This is a genomic window from Rhodococcus sp. ABRD24 (assembly GCF_004328705.1).
GTDB lineage: Bacteria > Actinomycetota > Actinomycetes > Mycobacteriales > Mycobacteriaceae > Prescottella.
The window spans coordinates 4,338,589-4,353,730 of the sequence record NZ_CP035319.1 but is presented as its reverse complement, the minus strand read 5'-3'; the positions used below and the strand labels follow the sequence as shown (position 1 = coordinate 4,353,730).

The window sequence follows — 15,142 nt, the reverse complement described above, 5'->3', positions numbered from 1 at the left end:
ATGCACAGCACCGGAGTGCGCGCCCTCGCGCGCGCCAACATTCGGCAGCAGCGCGGCGGCTTCGCCGCGATGTTCGTCGCGGTGTTCTGCGCGGCGCTGCTGACCTGCGCGCTGGGTGTGCTGTTCGAATCCGGGATCCGCGGCGGTGTCGAGTCGCACCGCTACGCGGGCGCGGACGTCATCATCGGAGGTCCGCAGACCCTCGAGGTGCGCGAGGACGTCGACCAGCCGTACGTCGAACGGGCGCTACTCCCCGCGATCGCGGTCAGCGAACTGGCCGGCCTGCCGGGGGTGCGCGCGGCGATCGCCGACATGAGCGTGCCGCTGACCACCGACACCGGAGCGACGCTGGACGCCCACGGCTGGTCGTCGGCGGCGCTGGCGCCGTACACGCTCACCGCGGGGCGCGCGCCCGAAGCCCCGGACGAGGTGGTCGTCACCGGCGACGCTGCCCCGGGTGCCCGGATCATGCTGCGGCACGGCGGGATCGGAAGCGAGTACACGGTCGTCGGGGTCGCCGGGGCGCCGACGCCCGAGCCGACGGACCGGGCCGGCACGGTGTTGGTTTCCGACGCCCGGATCGGGCAGCTGTGGCCGCACGGCGATCAGGTGACGACGATCGGGCTGCTCGCCGAGGACGGCGTCGACGCCTCGACGCTGGCTGCTCGGGCGCGGGCCCAGCTCGCCGGCCACGACGTGCGCACCTACACCGGCGATGCCCGCGGCGACGTCGAGTACCTCGATGCGGGCGCGGCCCGCAACGAACTGATCATGCTGTGCGGGTCTTTCGCGGGCCTGGCGATCCTGATCGCGATGTTCGTCGTCGCGAGCACGCTGTCGCTGTCGATCCAGCAACGGCGCCGCGAGTTCGCGCTGCTACGGGCGATGGGCGCGACACCGGGGCAGGTGCACCGGTTGATCGGCAGCGAGGTGCTGCTGGTGGCCGGGATCGCCGCCGTACTGGGAGTGTGGCCGGGCTTCGCGGTCGCCGGGGTTCTGCGCGCGCAGTTCACCGAAGCCGGGGTGCTGCCGTCCGACTTCGCACTCGCGTACGGGCCGGTGCCCGCCCTCGTCGGAGTCGCCCTCGCCCTCGCGACCGCCCGAATCGCGGCCGCGATCGCCGCACGTCGTCCCGCCCGCCTCGATCCAACTGAGGCGCTACGCGAATCCGCAGTCGAGCCTGGCACCATCGGGCGCGGTCGGCTCGTCACCGGCCTGGCGTTCGCGGCCGGCGGGCTGGCCACGTCGGTGCTGCCCGCATTCCTGCCCGGCCAGGCCGCACTCGCCGGGGCGGGTAGTTCGGCCGTACTACTGGTGATCTCGGTGGCGCTACTCGGCCCCCGACTCGTGTCGGCCGCCGTCGCCCGGCTCGGTGGGCCGATGCGTCGCAGCTCGTCCCCCGCTCTCGCTCTGGCCGCAGCCAATACGGGAGCCCGCGCACGCCGTCTGGCCGCCGCCATCACCCCGCTCGCCCTGGCGATAGCGATCGCCTCGGTACAGCTGTTCACGCAGAGCACTATCAGCGGGGCCGCCGGTGACCAGTCGCGACGCGGTCTCACCGCCGACCTCGTGGTCACCGGGGCCGCCGGACTCTCCCCGGCTACCGTCGACGAGATCGCATCGAATCCTGCTGTCCGCGAAGCGAATCCGATCACCCGCAGCCAGGCACTGTACACGTCCGACTCCGGCGATGCGCCGACCACCAAACCGTACCCCGTGCAGGGGATCGATCCACGAGCGAGCGCGTCGACCCTCGATCTCGACGTCCGTGAGGGCGATCTGACCCGGCTGACGGACGGCACGGTGGCACTGAGCCTCGACGCCGTATTCGACATGGGCACCGACATGGGTGAGACGGTGCCTCTGCGACTCGGCGACGGGACACTGATCACCCCCACGGTCGTCGCGACCTACGGACGCGGACTCGGCTTCGGCGATGTCACCCTGCCCGCCGGGCAGGTCCGTGCACACACCACCGACGCGATGGCCGATGTCCTGCTGGTGACCGCCCAGCCCGGACGCGTCGACGAGCTCCGCGAGAGCCTGGAGGCCACGCCCGGCGTCGCCGTTGCGGACCGCGCCGAGTTCGCGTCCGCCGGAGAGGACGAGCGGCGCACGCAGTCGTGGGTGAGCATCGTGGCGCTCGCTGTGCTGCTCGGCTACCTCGCCGTCGCAGTAGTCAACACCCTGGTGCTGGCGACCGCGGAGCGGGGCCGGGAGTTCGCGCTGCTTCGACTGGTCGGCGCGAGCCACCGTCAGGTGCGGAGCATGATGCGCGTCGAATCAGTGATCGTGGTCAGTGTCGCTGCAGTGGTCGGTTCGCTGATCGCACTGCCGCCGCTGGCAGGCATCGCGGGGGCCGTGTCCGGTAGGCCGATCCCGAACATCTCCCCCGTGACGTACGGGGCGATCATCGCCGCCACCGTCGTGCTCGGGCTGGTTGCGATCGCAATTCCCACACACGCCGCACTGCGACAAGACCCAGTCGAGGCCATCGGCACACGCGAGTGATGATGCAGCGCGCCGGGGGCCAGCGTCGACGGGGAAAACCATTCGCGCTGGCCCTGGCCGCGCTGTTAGCGTCGGGTGACACCCGCCCCCTCCCGCAGAGGCCTGCCGCAGTGACCGCCCCGAACGTGACGACCACCCGACGCTTCGGGCCACTGATCCTGCTCAATATCGCCACGCTGCTCTCGGCAACCGGGAACGGCATTGTCATCGTCGCGCTGCCGTGGCTGGTGCTCGAACAGACCGGGCGGGCGACCGACGCTGCCATCGTCGCGGGCGCGGCCACCGTGCCACTGCTGCTGGCAAGCCTGTTCTCGGGCACCGTCGTGGACCGGTTCGGCCGGCGTCCGACCTCGCTGGTGTCGGACGCGCTCTCGGGACTGTCGGTCGCCGCGATCCCCGTGATCGCGGGCACCGTCGGGCTGTCCGTGCCGGTGCTCGCACTGCTCGCCGCGCTGGGTGCAACCTTCGACCCGGCCGGTATCTCGGCACGCGAATCGATGCTGCCCGCAGCGACCCGCGCCGCAGGCTGGAGGCTCGACCGCGTCAACAGCCTGTACGAGGCGAACTACAACGTCGCCTATCTGATCGGTCCGGGCATCGGTGGTGTCCTGATCGCGCTGGTCGGCCCGGAGACGACCCTGTGGGTGACGGCCGTCTGCTTCGCCCTGTCCATCGTGACGATCGCGTTCCTGAAGCTCGAGCATGCCGGACGGCCCGACACCGAGACCCGCCCCTCATCCATGTGGACCGGCACCCTCGAGGGGCTTCGGTTCGTGTGGCGGGACCGATTGCTGCGCACGCTGGCACTGGTCGACATGGTGATCGTGGCGCTGTACCTGCCGATCGAGTCGGTGCTGTTTCCCAAGTACTTCACCGACCGCGGCGATCCCGCCCAGCTCGGCTGGGTGCTGATGGCGATGAGCATCGGCGGACTGGTCGGCGCGCTTTCCTATGGGGCCCTGGCGCCGCATCTCGAGCGCCGCAATCTGATGCTGATCGCGGTGAGCGGCCTGGGACTGTCGATGGTCGGCATGGCCTTCCTGCCACCGCTGTGGATACTCCTGGCACTGTGCGCCGTGATCGGTCTGGTGTACGGACCGGTGGGCCCGATCGCCAACTGGGCCATGCAGACTCGCAGTCCCGAGCACATGCGCGGACGGGTCGTCGGAGTGATGACGTCCACCGCGTATGCGGCCGGGCCGCTCGGTTATCTGCTCGCCGGCCCGCTGATCGATCAGGCCGGCATTCGCACCACGTTCTTCGTGCTCGCCGTTCCGGTGATCCTAGTGGCGGTGGTGTGCTTCAGGCTGCCGGTCCTGCGGGAGCTGGACGCGGACTCGCGCCCGGATCCCTGACGCTCATCAGCTGAACCCCATCACCTCGTCGCCCCACGCCACACGCAACGCCTGATCCGGGTCCGCCACCAGTCGGTCGCGGCTGTCGATCAGGAGAGTCGAACGCGACTCCTCTGTGTAGGGCGCCCAGTGTTTGGAGCCGTCGAGCGCGGCCGGTACCGCGTACCGAGTGAATGCCAGCCAGCGGCGCTGCATGCGTCCGGAGACGTCGACGGCCGCCTTTCGTCCCCCCAGCCAGAAGGTGGGATCGACGTTGAGCGTGCCGAAATTGCCGAACACGTAGGGCAGTTCGGTCGCGTGCCCCGCCCCGACACGCGCGGCCTTGAGAATCGGGGTGGCATGGTCGAAGCGATACATCCAGGTCGGTGAGTGCCGACTGTGGCCGTCGGCAACCCACAGCGCGGGCATCCGGAAGGCCGCGTCACGCGAGATCGCAAGTGCTCCTCTGGGTTTGGTACTGTCCGGATAGGCGGCAACGATCTCGGCCAGCCGCAACGCCGAGAGTTCCGGATTATCCTGTGCCAGACCGGAGAACATCTGCTGGACGGCCTCCGCGCTGACCGGAAGCAGCGGCGAACGCATGAACTTGAAGATCGATGCCTCGTCCTTGTTGGAACCGATGATCAGCGGAATCCGGTGCGAGTGACCCTTCTGGAACGCGGCGACCGGGTAGTGCGGGACAAGATCGCGGTCGACGACCGGCGACATCGCCAGCGTCCCGGGCACGCGGACAGGGACCTCGTCGACGAGGATGTCGCCGGCCTTCACGAGCCGCTCGACCGGCATGTCCCACAGATCGCCCACCCGATCCGCCGGTAGATCGAGGATCTCGAGGAACCGCGCGGCCACCGTCGCGGCCCGCTCGGCGCCGTACACCGACGTCGCCGGTGGGCTCTGTGCGATGGCGCGGTGGAACAACCCCTCGGCGCGGGGCACCGTCATCAGCGTGGTGATCGCACCACCACCGGACGACTCCCCGAACAGCGTCACTTCGCCGGGATCGCCACCGAACGCAGCGATGTTCTCCCGCACCCACTCGAGCGCCGCGATCTGATCCCGCAGACCGAGGTTCGACTCGAACACGCGGTCGGCGCTGGAGAACGATGACAGATCCAGGAAGCCCAGCGTTCCGAGCCGGTAGTTGAACGTGACGATCACGACATCCCCGCGTTCGGCGAGAAGCCGGCCGTCGTAGACGGGTTGCGCCGACGAGCCCAGGCAATATGCGCCGCCATGAATCCACACCATGACCGGCCGCGGCTGGCCGTCCGGTCTGGGGGCCCAGACGTTGACCGTCAGGCAGTCCTCGTCGAGCATCATCGTCGGATCGATCGGCACGGACGTGTCGTGTCCCTGCGGCGCGATCGGCCCGAATGCGCGACAGTCCCGTACCCCGGCCCAGGGCTGTGGCGCGGCTGGACTGCGAAATCTCAGTCCCCCCGTCGGCGGTGCCGCGTAGGGAATGCCCTTCCAGGAGAAAACGGAACCGTCGGAATATCCGCGCGCCTTGCCGAGGGGTGTCTCGACGGTGAGCGTGTCCGGCTCTCCAGCTTCGATGACGTGCGTGGCTTCCATGACGCGGCCTCCTCACTCCGGCGCGCAGACAAGGTCGAATGCCAAGGTACCAATCCTGCGGTGCTAAGGTCGGCTCGTTCACTGACACGGGGTGCTCCGCACGGGCGGGGCTGAGAACACACCCGGGAACCTGCATCAGGTAATGCTGACGAAGGGATGTCACGGCGATGACAACGTCTGTCCACGACACTTCTGTTCACACCGAACTCGGTCGATTCACCGATCACCTGTGGGAGCGCACCGCGGTCCTGCGTGACGCAATCGACAATCTCGAGTTCCTCCGCCGACTGGGAGACGGCACACTGCCACTCGACGTCTTCCGCGTCTACATCGAGCAGGACGCGCTCTACCTCGCCGAATATGCCAAGGCACTCGCGCTCGTGGCCTCACGCGCCCCGGACCCGCAGTCCGCGGCGTTCTGGGCGACGTCGGCGGCAACCGCCGCGGTAGTGGAGACCTCTCTACACGAGAGCCTGCTGACCAGCGGGGCCTTGCCCGAGAGCGAGGCCGTGCCGGCGCACTCGCAGGCCTGTCTCGGGTACGTGTCGTACCTGACGGCCACGTCGGCGACCGAGTCGTACGCGGTTGCCGCGGCCGCCCTGCTTCCGTGCTTCTGGATCTACGCCGACGTGGGCAGCCGCCTGGCCGCAAGCGCCCACGACGTACTCGCAGTGGATCCATCGCACCCGTACGCACAGTGGGTCACGACGTACGACAGCCCGGAGTTCCAGGAGTCGGTGGTCACCGCGCGCCGACTCGTCGACGCTGCCGCGGACGCCGCGACTGCCGAGCAACGCGCAGCAATGGTCCGCGCATTCGTGATCGCGACCCGATACGAGCTCATGTTCTGGGACACGGCGTTGCACCCTCAGCCTTGGCCGGCCTCGTGACGACGGTATCGAGACTCCGCCGGGCCCTTGCCACCTCGGCAATCGTCGCGTCCGCCTTGAGTATCCTCACCGGCTGCGGCAGCAGCGACGAATCCGGCAACACCATCCGTTTTGCGCTGGACTGGACGCCCAATACGAATCACACCGGGCTGTTCGTCGCGCTGCAGGAGGGGTATTTCGCGGATGCGGGCCTCAGCGTGGAGGTGCTGCCCTACAACAACACCGCGCCCGACACGCTCGTCGATGCCGGCAACGCCGAATTCGGCACCAGCTTCCAGGATTCGGCCACGTTCTCCCGCGCGGCCGGGGCACAGACGGTCTCGGTGATGGCACCGCTGCAGCACTGGGCAACCGGTATCGGCGTCAAGGCCGATCGAACGGACCTTGCACGTCCCAAGGACCTGGACGGCAAGACCTACGCCGGATTCGGCGATCCCGGCGAAGGGGAGATTCTTCGTCAGGTGATCCGGAATGACGGCGGCACGGGAGATTTCAAGTCCGTCATCCTCGGAACCTCGGCCTACGAGGCCGTGTACGGCGGCCAGGCCGATTTCACGGTCTCGTACTTTGCGTGGGAGGGCATCGAAGCCGCGCGACGCGGCACCCCGATGCGCTACTTCCACTACACCGACTACGGCTTCCCGGACGCATATGCGATCGTCGTCAACGGCAACGAGAGGTGGCTGACCGAGCACCCCGAGCAGGCCCGCAAGTTCGTGCAGGCGCTGCAGCGCGGCTATCAGCTGGCCGCTGACGACCCCGACCTCGGCGCACGCGCCCTGATCGACGCGAATCCTGGTGCGTTCAGCGACGAGGAGCTGGTGTTCGAGAGCCAGCGGATGCTCGCCGCCGACTACATGAAGGACTCGTCCGGGCGGGTCGGCACGCAGACACGTGAGCAGTGGGCCGGTTACTCAGGCTTCCTGTTCGACAATGGGCTGCTCTCGGGTCCGGACGGCAAACCGCTCACCACCGAGCCCGACTGGTCGGCGTACTTCACCAATGAGTACCTCACAGCGCCCTGAGCGCGGAGCGATCACGTCCCACGGTGCCGTGCGTCGGGGGTTTCCCGCCGTCGTCGTCGTGCTCGCGGTCGTCTCGGCCTGGCAGGTCTATGTCGTGGCGAGCGGCATCCGCGCGCAGGTGCTGCCCTCGCCCGCAAGGGTTTTCGAGCAGGGGTGGGCACATCGGGACGACATCGGCGTCCAGGTATGGGCGACCCTGCAGGTGACGCTGGCAGGGTTCGCGGTCTCACTCGCCATCGCCTGGGTTCTCGCCATCGCGGTGGACTTCTCGCCCTGGCTCCGGAGGGCGTTCGTGCCGCTGTTCGTGGTTTCGCAGACGCTGCCGATCATCGCAATCGCACCGCTGATGATCATCTGGTTCGGCTTCGGACTGTTACCGAAGGTCCTCGTGGTGGCGCTGGTGACGTTCTTCCCGATGGCGATCGGACTCATCGAAGGCTTTGCCGCCGCCGACCGCGAGGCCGGCGCTCTATTGCGCAGCATGGGTGCATCGCGTTGGCAGGAGTTCCGGTACGTGCGGCTTCCCTCGGCGCTGCCGCGGTTCTTCACGGCGCTGCGGATCGGTGTCACCTACGCGGTGGTGGGCGCGGTGTTCGCCGAGTATGTCGGTGCGAGTGCCGGACTCGGTATCTACATGAGCATCCAGAAGAACTCGTTTCGCACCGACCTCGTACTCGCCGCGGTGGTGGTGACGGCCATGATCAGTGTGGCGCTGTACCTGTGCACGTTTGCTGTCGAGCGACTGGTGGCACCGTGGGCCCGGACAGGGGCAGCGGCATGACTGACGCGTCCACCGTCAGCCTGGCCGCGGTAACCAAATCATTCGGAACCCGCCAGGTACTGGACGGCATCGACTTCTCCGTCGCGCCGGGCGAATTCGTGTCCGTCATCGGCCCCAGCGGCTGCGGCAAGAGCACGGTGTTCGGTATCGTCGCAGGGCTCGAGAGGCCGGATTCGGGATCGGTGACGGCGCCGGTATGCGCCTACATGCCGCAGAAGGATCTACTGTTCCCGTGGCGCTCGATCCTCGACAACACCGCACTCGGGCTCGAGGTACAGGGGACCCCGAAGAAGCAGGCCCGAACCCGCGCTAGAGAACTCTTCCCGATCTTCGGGCTCGCGGGATTCGAGGATGCACGCCCACAACAACTTTCGGGCGGCATGCGCCAACGGGCGGCGCTGCTGCGCACCGTGGTCCAGGACCGGCCGGTAATGCTGCTCGACGAGCCGTTCGGCGCCCTCGATTCGCTCACGCGCACCGAAATGCAGACATGGCTACAGGATGTGTGGCATCGGTACCGCTGGACGGTACTGATGATCACGCACGACATCCGCGAGGCGGTGTTCCTGTCCGATCGCGTCATCGTGCTGTCCGCGCGGCCGGCGACCGTATGCCACGAGGTCGTCGTCGATCTTCCGCGCCCACGAGAACTCTCGATACTGACGTCGCCGGAGTTCGTCGCGATCGAGCACGACCTGATCGAGGTCTTGCACGAGGAATCGCGCCGAGCGCTGGCCGAGCAGGAACGGATGGCCAAGGACTGATTCGCGCCGCCGGATCCAGCCCCCGCACCTCGGAGACGGGCCACAACTCCCTTGGTCACGCCCAGGAACTTGTCGGTGGGTCAGCGTAAGCTCGTACACATGTTCGATAGGGGCATTCTCGCAGGCGCGGCGGACAGTGACCTGTCTGAGGTTCTGATAGAACATCATGCCCGGATCGCACGCGAAGAGTTCCGCGAGGTCGAGGCCGTGACCACCGTGTATGTGACGCGCTGCGGAGAGGACGCGCGGGCAGGGATCGGTGAGGCGCGGCAAGGTGAGTTCGCGCATGTGGAGATCGCGGGGATTCTGGGACTCACGGAGGTCACGGCTCGGTCGATGATCGGACTGGGGTGTGATCTGCGATGGCGGTTACACCGCGTGTCGGCGGAGTTCGCAGCGGGACGGATCGATCGGACGAAGGCGTATGCCGTGTCGGCGGCGTTGGCGAACGTCTCGGAGGACAAGCTCGCCGAGATCGAGCGTCGTCTACTCGATGGGGCTGGCCGATGCAGTACAACAGTGTTGAAGCAGCGGGCGCGTCGGTTGATTGCCCGGTTGGACCCCGAGGGGGCGCGGGAACGTCGGAAGTGGGCGGTAGCGGATCGGGATGTATGGGTGACCGCGGACGAGGACGGGACAGCAACCGTCGAGGGACGGGTCACGGCCGAGGGTGGCCGGGTCCTGGCCATGCGGTTGCGGTCGATGGCGTTGCAGGTGTGCGCGCACGATCCCCGCACGCCGGGGCAGCGGCGGGCCGATTCGCTGGTCGCTCTCGCGGCGGGCCACGAACGCCTTGATTGTTCCTGCGGCCGCGGGGATTGCACCGCTGGCCGGCGAGCTACCGCAGGCCACTGCGGCACGCCGGGGTCGGTCGGGTCGCCGGCGTCGGTCGGGTCGCCGGGAGCGCCAGGATCCGGTGATTCGGCAGCTGTCGGCGCGGGTGCGGTGACCGTGCTGGTCGGGGTAAATGCGTCGACGCTGCTCGGTCTCGACGACCTACCCGGCTATCTGTCCGGGCATGGACCCATCGATGCCGATCTGGCCCGTGAACTGGCCGCCGACGCTACCTGGAAGCAGGTCCTCACCCTCACCGATTCCGATCGGCGAGCACTCACCGCCGCACTCTCCGCCACTGGAGCCGCGACCACCGCCACTGAAACTGCTACCGCCGCCGCTACCGGCACGGTCAGTGGTGGAGCTAGTGGAGTTGCCGCTTCCGCTCCCTCCGAGCCCGACCCGATCCTCGGAAGGGGTCCGATCCTCGGAATCGGAAGGCCTCTATCTGCAACAGCACTCACCCCACAGGCCACCACCGAACGGACCCGGGAACACCGTCGGCAGCGCACCTACCGGCCCACCGCCGCACTGGCGGAGATCATCCGAACCAGGGACGGAACCTGCAGATTTCCCAACTGCACGTCACCCGCGACCAGCTGCGACATCGACCATACGGTCGCGTTCGATCACGAGTTTCCCGACCGCGGCGGCCTGACCGTCGAGACCAACCTCGCATGCCTGTGCCGCACCCATCACCGGCTCAAGACCGCCGGCTACTGGGCCGTCCGGCAGATCGGGGGCGGACGCCTGGAATGGACGGATCCGACCGGCAACCGGACGATCACCCACCCGTGTGGACCGTTCACCGACCCTGACCTTCAACCGGAACCCGACCTCCGCGACAGCCTCGACGACGAACTCCGCGCGCTACTCACCGACCGTGCCACGATCCGCAAACTCGCGTACTCGCCCGCGGAAGCCGACCTCCGCTACCTCCTCGACGCCCACGGACCCCGCCGACGCCGCTCCCGGTCACGGCTACCGGGAACCGAACCACCCGAACCGAAACCGGTCATCGACCCCGACCAACCACCACCGTTCTGAGCACGGCAAACTATCGACGTCCGGACCCTCCGCAACCCCAACCGAGTCCGGCGAGTTCCTTGGCCTGGGCAAGGACTTCGTCGAGCATCTTCTCGGTGAGCTTGCCGGTAAAGGTGTTCTGCTGACTGGGGTGATAGCAGCCGATCACGTTGAGCGGCTTGTCGTCCGCGGTATGCACCACTGCGGTAGCGCCGTGTCCGAACTTCGGTTTCGGTGTCGGCACCAGGCCTCCGGATCGTCGCACCGCACGCAGCGTCGCATCCCAGCCGAAGGCACCCAGCGCCACCACTGTCCGCACCCACGGGAGCAGATGGCCTAGCTCGGCGTCCAGCCATCCGGCGCAGCAATCGCGTTCCTCGACGCTCGGCCTGTTTGCCGGCGGCGCACACCGAACCGCCGAGATCATCCGCACGCCGTACAGCTTCTGGCCATCGCCGGCGTGGTCGGCGGCACCCTTCGCGGCGAGTCCCGCCCGGTGTAGTCCCCGGAACAGCCAGTCCCCGGCCTGATCACCGGTGAACATCCGCCCCGTGCGGTTGCCGCCGTTCGCGGCCGGCGCCAAGCCCATGATCAGTAGCTTCGGCAGGCTGTCGCCGAATCCCGGCACTGGACGTCCCCAGTACGGCTCGCCCTCGAACGAACGACGTTTCACCACGGCCGCATGCTCGCGCCAGTCGACCAGCCGCGGACACGCCCGGCACAAGCTGATCCGCGCATCCAATTCGGTCAAGTTCGTCGCGGAGGCAGCCTCAGCAGCTACGTCCGCGCACGAATGCGCAACGGGCGTATCCACAGTCGCCGGATCGCCCGGCCAACCGCTGCCCGGAACGACGGGCGAGGTGAACAGCTCTCCGGTGCCGGGATGAGGCAGAAACTGCGCGGTCATCGCAGCAGCGCACAGACAGACATGAGCCAATTGAACCCGACCGGCCGACACGAACCACCGTCTGGTCCCACCGGGCAGTCCGCCAACCTGCACAATCGTCGATATGACCGCACTGGAACTCGATCCCGCAGTAGTCGATGTCGCGCGCGCAGCCCGACGGGTCGTCGTGTTCAGCGGTGCCGGGATGTCGGCGGAGAGCGGGGTCCCGACGTTCCGCGACGCGCAGACCGGCCTGTGGGAGCGCTTCGACCCGACCGAGCTGGCAACGCCCGAGGCATGGGACCGAGACAGCGCGCTGGTATGGGCCTGGTACCAGTGGCGGACGGGTCTGGTGCGTCGGGTCGCACCGCACGCAGGGCATCGCGCCGTCGCAGAGTGGGCCGACCGCACCCGAATGACCGTGGTGACACAGAACGTCGACGATCTCCATGAGCGAGCAGGAAGCCCCACACATACAGTCGCGCATCTGCACGGCAGCCTGTTCGCCCCACGATGCCGCGACTGCGGAGCACCGTTCCCCAGCGACGGTGGCGTCGATGTGGAGCCGACCGGGCCGCTGAGCCCGCCCGAATGCAGCAGCTGCAGGGGGCAGGTGCGGCCGGGCGTCGTGTGGTTCGGCGAGTCCCTGCCGGACGACGCGTGGACACGGGCAACCGCGGCAGCCGAGGACTGCGACCTGATGGTCGTCGTCGGTACGTCCGCGATGGTGTATCCAGCGGCAGGCCTGCCGCTGCGCGCCGCGCGGACCGGCGCTGCCATCGTCGAGATCAACCCCGAGGCAACCGGGCTGAGCGAGCACGTGCACCACACGTGGCGCACCACCGCGGCAGTGGGTTTACCGGCATTGGTCGCCGCCATCGGAGCCGCACAGTGAAGCATCGGGTGGCTCTCAACGAATCCTGCAGTAGTACTGCAACTCTCAGTAGAGTATGCATCGCCTCGATCGCCATTCTGGCCCTGGCCACCGGACTTCTCACCGCTTGTTCCGATGGTGTCCAAGGGGTGCCGGTGGCCTCACCGGATCCGACCACCACCGCCCAGCGGACCACAGTTCCGGCAACAACGACCGCACGGCCCACCGCCAGCCGAACCTCGACAACCACTCCGAACCCGACCCCTACCTCGGTGTCGACAGCGCACTACTCCGACGGCCGCACCGGCTACTACTACTTCACCAGTCCCACTGCGAAGTTCGAATGCGGACTGTTCCTCGGAGTCGGTGTCTCCCCGGCTGCTGCCGGCTGCCATGGAGCACTCCCGCCGAACGCACCGAAGGTACCCGGCCCGGGAGTGCCCGAATCCATGGTCGCGCCCAATACCATCGAGGTACTCGCCGGTTCGCCCGCGCAGTTCGTGAGCTCCGGCGACCCCCGATTCCACCGGTTCGACGGTCCCGCAGTTGTCCTTCCCTACGGGACTGTCCTGACCGCGGGTGGGATCTCTTGCACCACTGACACACAGAAGGGCATCAGCTGCCAGGACGACAGCGGTCACGGATTCACGGTCTCGGATTCCGAGTACACGTTGAGATGAGTGGAACCTCATGGACCGGCTGCCCCGGTGCCACCGGCGGATCCCACCTCAGGCCTGTCGACCCACAGCGCTGAAGACAGGAGGCTGCTCGCCAAACGTGAATCGCCGCCGAACTCGAGGACGACGCCATGCCCACAGGGATGCAATAAGCTCTCGCCGTGGCTCCCCAACTCGTTTCAGTGATCATCCCGGCGTATAACGCTGTAGATCTCATCGACGAACAACTCGAGGCCCTCGCTACACAGGACTACCCGGGCGAATTCGAGGTGGTGATCAGCGACAACGGATCGACCGACGGGTTGCGCGAACACCTCGCCCGCCATCCCGTCGCGGATCGACTCAACCTGCGCTGCGTCGACAGTTCCGACCGCCAGGGTTCGACCCACGCGCGCAATGTCGGCGTCTCGGAGAGCACTGGCGAATTCCTCGCCTTCTGCGAACACGACGACCGCGTACACCCAGGCTGGCTGAGCGCGATGGTCCGCGCCGCAGCAGAGTTCGACGCTGTGGGCGGGTCCGTCGAGACCGCTTCCATCAATACACCGAAGGTAGCGTCGTGGCGGATCATGCCCGCACCCGACGAACAGTTCGGCGCGACCGACTTCCTCCCCTACGCGATCGGCTGCAACTTCGGCGCGTGGCGCTCGAGCCTGGAGAAGATCGGGGGGTTCGACGAGTCGTTCAACCGTGGTGGTGAAGATATCGCCGTCTCGTGGCAGCTCCAACTCGCCGGGCTCACGCTGGGACACGCGCCGGACGCTGTAGTCGCCTACAGATTCCGCGACACATACAAGGGCACTTGGAAGCAGATGTCCGCGTACGGCCGGAACTCGGTACAGGTCTATCTCACCTTCCGCGAACACGGGCAGAAGCGCGGATCGCTGAAGAGCCTCGGACTTTCATTGCTCGGCGTCGTGCTCCTCAACCCGCTCGTGCCGAGGTTCATTGCACGAGTTCCCCGAGGACTCTGGGTAGCTCAGACCGCCTTCCTCACCGGCAAGCTCCGCGCGTCGTGGAGGAACCGGGTTCTGTATGTCTGACGGCACCGCAGTCCGCAGCGGACCGACACTCGTATCGGTCATCATCGCCGCACACCATGCGCTAGATCTCATCGACGTGCAGTTGACGGCCCTGGCCGCACAGGACTACGCCGGGGCATTCGAGGTGATCGTCAGTGACAATGCAGCGAACGACGGCCTCGAATCACATATTCTTCGGCACCCGCTTCGCGCGGACCTTCGCCTCAGATATGTCGACAGTTCGGACCGTAGGGGGCCGGCGCACGCCCGCAACACCGGCGTATCAATCGCGGGCGGCGACCTGCTGGCGTTCTGCGATCACGACGATCGTGTCCATCCGAGTTGGCTGACCGAAATGGTTCGCGTCGCAACGCGCCACGATGCGGTCGGCGGGGCAATCGAGACAGTTTCGATCAATTCACCTGAGGTGGCGGCCTGGCGTCCGATACCCGACCCCACCAAGCTGTGCGAGGTGCCCGGCTACTTCCCCATCGCGTACGGGTGCACGCTGGCCGTGTGGAGCGATGTGTTCCAGTCGATCGGGGGGTACAACGAGAACTTCGATGCCGGCGGCGAGGACAAGGACATTTCCTGGCGCATCCAGCGCGAAGGGTTCACGCTCGGCTACGCACCTGACGCGGTCGTCGCCTACCGCCTTCGTGGCACTTATCGTGGGCTCTGGTCACAGATGCGAAGCTACGGCCAGAGCGACGCAAAGCTCTACGCGGAACACCGGCGGTACGGTCTGCCACGCCCGACGGTGCTCGTCCAGTTGAATCTGATCGCAGGAATCGTCCTACTCAACCCGCTGGTGCCGAAGAGGATTCGACGCATTCCGGTCGGCCACTGGGTCATGCACGTGGCAGCATTGTGGGGCCGGATCCGAGGTAGCGTCCAGTATCGGGTCTTTTACATCTGACGG

General features: G+C 67.4%; 13 protein-coding genes and 1 riboswitch. Of the genes, 11 read left to right on the top strand and 2 right to left on the bottom strand.

Annotated features, from left to right (window positions below; all coding sequences use genetic code 11):
* The gene (locus ERC79_RS19405) at window positions 1–2,511 is read left to right on the top strand and encodes an FtsX-like permease family protein (protein WP_242676648.1); all 2,511 of its coding nucleotides are present in this window, start codon (window positions 1–3) and stop codon (window positions 2,509–2,511) included.
* Between the two features lie 110 nt (window positions 2,512–2,621).
* Window positions 2,622–3,866 carry an MFS transporter gene (locus ERC79_RS19400; RefSeq protein WP_242676647.1) on the top strand — a complete coding sequence of 415 codons (1,245 nt, stop codon included), beginning with the start codon at window positions 2,622–2,624 and terminating at the stop codon, window positions 3,864–3,866.
* 6 nt (window positions 3,867–3,872) lie between these two features.
* On the opposite strand, the gene ERC79_RS19395 is transcribed toward ERC79_RS19400, so the two are convergent.
* On the bottom strand, window positions 3,873–5,441 hold the full coding sequence (locus ERC79_RS19395; RefSeq protein WP_131580020.1) for a carboxylesterase/lipase family protein: 1,569 nt from the start codon (window positions 5,439–5,441) through the stop codon (window positions 3,873–3,875).
* Window positions 5,442–5,518: 77 nt separating this feature from the next.
* Window positions 5,519–5,615, top strand: a riboswitch (TPP riboswitch).
* Here ERC79_RS19395 and ERC79_RS19390 point away from each other — a divergent pair.
* The 5 genes from ERC79_RS19390 (at window position 5,609) to ERC79_RS19370 (ending at window position 10,782) form a co-directional block, all read left to right on the top strand.
* Entirely contained in the window at window positions 5,609–6,331 is a 723-nt protein-coding gene (locus ERC79_RS19390) for a TenA family protein (protein ID WP_131580019.1), read from the top strand. Its footprint overlaps the riboswitch before it by 7 nt.
* Entirely contained in the window at window positions 6,328–7,356 is a 1,029-nt protein-coding gene (locus ERC79_RS19385; RefSeq protein ID WP_131580018.1) for an ABC transporter substrate-binding protein, read from the top strand. The genes ERC79_RS19390 and ERC79_RS19385 overlap by 4 nt, the downstream gene beginning before the upstream one ends.
* Window positions 7,334–8,137: an ABC transporter permease gene (locus ERC79_RS19380; RefSeq protein ID WP_131580017.1), complete on the top strand. Its 804-nt coding sequence runs from the start codon at window positions 7,334–7,336 to the stop codon at window positions 8,135–8,137. The genes ERC79_RS19385 and ERC79_RS19380 overlap by 23 nt, the downstream gene beginning before the upstream one ends.
* Window positions 8,134–8,901 carry an ABC transporter ATP-binding protein gene (locus tag ERC79_RS19375; protein ID WP_131580016.1) on the top strand — a complete coding sequence of 256 codons (768 nt, stop codon included), beginning with the start codon at window positions 8,134–8,136 and terminating at the stop codon, window positions 8,899–8,901. The genes ERC79_RS19380 and ERC79_RS19375 overlap by 4 nt, the downstream gene beginning before the upstream one ends.
* A gap of 99 nt (window positions 8,902–9,000) precedes the next feature.
* Complete coding sequence (locus tag ERC79_RS19370; protein ID WP_131580015.1) at window positions 9,001–10,782, top strand: HNH endonuclease signature motif containing protein; 1,782 nt, start codon at window positions 9,001–9,003, stop codon at window positions 10,780–10,782.
* Window positions 10,783–10,792: 10 nt separating this feature from the next.
* Here the strand turns inward: ERC79_RS19370 and ERC79_RS19365 are convergent, their stop codons facing one another.
* Window positions 10,793–11,668: a uracil-DNA glycosylase gene (locus ERC79_RS19365; protein WP_131580014.1), complete on the bottom strand. Its 876-nt coding sequence runs from the start codon at window positions 11,666–11,668 to the stop codon at window positions 10,793–10,795.
* A gap of 103 nt (window positions 11,669–11,771) precedes the next feature.
* On the opposite strand from ERC79_RS19365, the gene ERC79_RS19360 reads away from it, so the two are divergent.
* The 4 genes from ERC79_RS19360 to ERC79_RS19345 all read left to right on the top strand — a co-directional run bounded on the left by ERC79_RS19360 (window position 11,772) and on the right by ERC79_RS19345 (window position 15,139).
* A complete protein-coding gene (locus ERC79_RS19360; protein WP_131580013.1) occupies window positions 11,772–12,542 on the top strand; it encodes an NAD-dependent deacylase in 771 nt (256 codons plus the stop codon).
* 134 nt (window positions 12,543–12,676) lie between these two features.
* Window positions 12,677–13,201, top strand: coding sequence for a hypothetical protein (locus ERC79_RS19355; RefSeq protein ID WP_242676646.1), 525 nt, complete (start codon window positions 12,677–12,679; stop codon window positions 13,199–13,201).
* A 158-nt stretch (window positions 13,202–13,359) separates the two neighbouring features.
* Window positions 13,360–14,241, top strand: a complete 882-nt coding sequence (locus ERC79_RS19350) for a glycosyltransferase (RefSeq protein ID WP_131580012.1) — start codon at window positions 13,360–13,362, stop codon at window positions 14,239–14,241.
* Window positions 14,234–15,139 carry a glycosyltransferase gene (locus tag ERC79_RS19345; RefSeq protein ID WP_131580011.1) on the top strand — a complete coding sequence of 302 codons (906 nt, stop codon included), beginning with the start codon at window positions 14,234–14,236 and terminating at the stop codon, window positions 15,137–15,139. Before ERC79_RS19350 ends, ERC79_RS19345 begins: the two co-directional genes overlap by 8 nt.
* The last annotated feature ends 3 nt before the right edge of the window (window positions 15,140–15,142 follow it).